Annotated in this window: 2 protein-coding genes and 1 pseudogene; all 3 read right to left on the reverse strand. The window is 47.2% G+C overall.

All coding sequences use genetic code 11. The annotated features are described in order from the left end of the window. Positions 1 to 97: 97 nt before the first annotated feature. The gene (locus tag QZ998_RS07295; protein WP_296559298.1) at positions 98 to 1246 is read right to left on the reverse strand and encodes a phage tail spike protein; all 1149 of its coding nucleotides are present in this window, start codon (positions 1244 to 1246) and stop codon (positions 98 to 100) included. 14 nt (positions 1247 to 1260) lie between these two features. Next, positions 1261 to 1641, reverse strand: a complete 381-nt coding sequence (locus QZ998_RS07300) for a hypothetical protein (RefSeq protein WP_296559299.1) — start codon at positions 1639 to 1641, stop codon at positions 1261 to 1263. Then, positions 1641 to 3200 (reverse strand): annotated as a pseudogene (locus tag QZ998_RS07305) (phage tail protein); the annotation flags it as partial. The gene QZ998_RS07300 and the pseudogene QZ998_RS07305, both read right to left, overlap by 1 nt.

A 3200-nucleotide genomic window follows, 5' to 3' on the forward strand; every position in this document is an offset into this window, starting at 1 on the left:
CTCGGCCATTTATCACTGCTTCGATAATCGTCAGTCCATTTGCTTTGAGGCTTTCAATCTCACGGCCGTTAAATTTAATTCCCATCGCTTACCTCATTTATCCGGAAACGTATTTTAAGTACAGGGTGCCTTGATCCATCACCGCAGGATATTCTTCAACACAGATCCATTTTTGACCACCGAAGTATTCATTCATGTAGTCATTGACCGCTGGCGGGACATTTTTATCGATTGCTTCTTTGATATCCTCGGTTTTAAGTTTGGTAATGGTGGATTCAAAATCGGTAGAGACCCGACCCAACTCTGCGATGTTCTTTTCTGGCGTATCGGGATAGCTGACCAGTTTGACAATCTGATGCTCCACTTCAAGGCCACGGATACGGTCAATCAGCGTGACCTTATCGCCAATGGCAATGGCCAGGTTTCCATAGTCATCCGGCAACAGGCTGGCCAGATCAACCACCGATGCAGTATAGACCCGATTGGGGATGGATAACCCAGCCACTTTTTTCTGAGCTGCCGCCAGGAGTTCTTCTTTTAGCTGATAGCGTTCATCGACCCAGACCTGAGTGATCACCTTGCTGGTGTACTCAAAATTTTCGACATAGACCTTGCCGCCGTTGATCTCAGCAAAAGAAAGCCCGTCTTTACCAAAGGCATACAACCGGGTAACCAGATCAAAGCTATCACCCCGGAGTTCGCATTCTTTGATGTTGAGTTCATCGGAAAAATGAACGCCTTTGTTGGTGTAACCTTGGGTGGTGGTGACGCGGATAATCTTTCCGATGCAATCATAGCGAAAAATCACCCCATAGGTTTTTTCAGCCAGTCGCAGCAGATCCAGGGTATTTCCGGATTTCAGGGAGACTGTTTTTGTCGATGTGATACTTTCAGCACCAGTGAAGTTCCAGCCTGTTCCCGAAAGTTGCTGGGTCAAAAGTCCAGTCAGTGTGATATCTTCTAATAGAAGCTGATGATAACCCGCCACCATAAAGTCGGATAAATCTAAAACACAACCGATGATGGTGGTTTGGCCACGTTCATCAATACTCTTAATGACGTAGCGGTTGTCATCGGTCAAAATCAGGTTTTCTTCGATCAGATCTTTATACAGGGGATGCTTGACGTAGATTTCAAAGGATAAGGTATCTTCGCCGGTTTCCAACAGTTCCGTGATATAGCAATTATCCAGCTGATCCAGTTCACCAATAAGTGCTTTGTTTTGGCCCAGTAAGCTTAATATCATCATTTCACCTTTTTCTACCCAGCGGTTAGGATCACACAGTTAAAAACAAATACAGCACTATAATGGCGGCTTGAGATTTGATTGATCTGGGTACTCACCAGCATACAGTCAAAGCTTTGGCCTTCGATAAAGCGGTTGTTGAGAGTCACTACGCATTTTTTCAAGGCTTGTTTTAATGCTTCGATATCGGAGAGCTTACCGTTTTTAAAATAGCATTCCAATGCCAGCTTGCTGAACCGTTCTTTGGTTTTAAAATAAATCGGCTTTTTGGCATTTTCCGGCCAAAAATAGGAAGGATCATAATCTCCCGGCGTATAAAGGCTGTTGGCATAGGTCGCATTGAAGGTTGATAGTAAAACTACACCGGAAGCATTGGTAATGTCACAAACTGCCATCAGATTTTACCTCCTCTCAGACTAAAGGCCAGATCCCGAGAAACAATCGGAGTAATGGAATGGCCCACTGCCTTTTTATCCAGCTCGACAGTGGTGTAGATATAAATCGGTGCGGTATTGCCACCATCCAGCATACCATTTGAGCTGTTTCCAGCTGAAGTTCTCCCGGTTAACCCGTTTGATTGGGTACTCACATCCAGGGTGGTGGGAATCGCACCGAGCATATCCCGGGTGACCGTCGCCATTTTTCTAACAAAACCAACCCCAACGCCAGCACCCATGTTTTCTCCAATATCCGCATACACTGTTGATGGTGAGTGCATCCCTAAGAGGTTTCTGACACCGTCCGTAACGCCACCAAAGAAACCGGTGACCTTATCTGAAAGCCACTGTCCCATGGACATGATCCCGTCCCATAAGCCTTTGACGATGTTGATCCCCACATCATAAATCGCCTCAGCTGCCTGTCCCAGACCACTCACGAGAGCGATAATAATTTCAGGAAGCGCAGCAATCAGTGTGGGAATGGCCGCAATCAGTCCGGTGACCAGGGATATGATTAAGTTGATCCCAGTTTCAATGATTAAGGGCAGGTTATTGACAAAGTAGTTGATAAACGAATTGATCAATTGCGGCAGGGCTTCAATCAAAATGGGTAAGGCGTTGATCAGTCCTTGAGCTAATCCTGTGATCAAGGCGAGCGCCGCTTCAATTAAGAGTCCTGCATTATCCATCAGGGTTTGAGCCATCAAGATGACACACTCGACGATCTTTGGTACCAACTCAGGCAATGCCTCAGCAATTCCGGTAATCAAGGTAGCCACCATTACCATGGCGCTTTCTAATATTGCCGGAAGATTATCCAGAATCCCCTGGGTCAAAGCCAGCACCAGCTGCAGGGCACCATCGGTTAGTTGGGGCAGAGCTGAGATTAACCCTTCCAGAAGGGTGAAGATCAATTGGTTGGCGGTATCAATCAGCATCGGCAGATTGTTAAGCAGCGAACTGCCCACCGCACCAACAATATCCATCCCGACCTGAACTACTGCTGGCATGTTACTTAAAACCATATCGGCAATCCCACCGACGGTACTGCCAATGACCTGGGATATTTTGGTAAAGTCGCCGCCAGCATCTTGAAGGCCTTTGGTAAAATCCCCAAGTAGAGAAACGCCCTCATCGGCCAGGATCTGAAGCTGGGGCAGTAATACCGTACCAAGAGCATTTTTTGCTGCATCACTGCCGGATTTTAAGCGCTGAACACTATCATCAAATTTCCCCAGCTGGGCCAGGGTTTCATCACTCAGCACCGCCCCCATCCGTTTAGCCTCTTCGGTAAGTTCCGCAATCCCAGCTGAACCCTGAGCTATCAGGGGATTTAATTCTTGGGCTGATTTCCCAAAGATCTTCATCGCCAGGGCATCCCGCTCAGCGCCTTCTTCCATTTTGCCAAGAGCGTCGATGGTCTCCCAATAGACGTCTTCACCATTTCTGAGGGAGCCATCGGCATTGGAGACAGCCACCCCTAAACGGCTATAGGCTTCGATCATATCGGCTGA

The sequence above is a fragment of the uncultured Acetobacterium sp. genome (assembly GCF_927416815.1).
Lineage (GTDB): Bacteria > Bacillota > Clostridia > Eubacteriales > Eubacteriaceae > Acetobacterium.

Coding starts and splice junctions, on each gene's coding strand:
- QZ998_RS07295 (WP_296559298.1), bottom strand. CDS start 1,246: ATGATATTAAGCTTACTGGGCCAAAACAAAGCACTTATTGGTGAACTG.
- QZ998_RS07300 (WP_296559299.1), bottom strand. CDS start 1,641: ATGGCAGTTTGTGACATTACCAATGCTTCCGGTGTAGTTTTACTATCA.